Here is a 244-nt window from a genome sequence, read left to right as displayed (position 1 = left end):
GATTTAGACGGTGAGGCGCAGGGAGTCGCTTCCAGCCAAGCTGAGCAAGACTTATCAAATGCGCTTTCTGAAAATAATGATTTAGATAGTTTAGAAGACGATTTTTCTGACTTAGATGTTGAGTTTGACGAAGATATTTTAGAGCAAGCGCTAACTGATGAGTTATCAGACGAGCAGCAAGAGCAAACAAATGCAGAGCGCGAAGCACAGTTAACAAACTCAGATGAAGCAGGTAGCACTAATA

General features: G+C 41.8%; 1 protein-coding gene. It reads left to right on the top strand.

The window, feature by feature from the left end; genetic code table 11:
* A partial coding sequence (locus AAEZ18_RS19460) for a hypothetical protein (protein WP_352256091.1) occupies positions 1–244 on the top strand: 244 nt, incomplete at both ends.

Origin of the sequence: Pseudoalteromonas sp. 19-MNA-CIBAN-0066 (genome assembly GCF_040308705.1) — a bacterium.
Classification (GTDB): Bacteria; Pseudomonadota; Gammaproteobacteria; order Enterobacterales; family Alteromonadaceae; genus Pseudoalteromonas; species Pseudoalteromonas nigrifaciens.
Note: the sequence above shows the minus strand (reverse complement) of the source record. Positions and strands in the feature narration are given on the sequence as shown.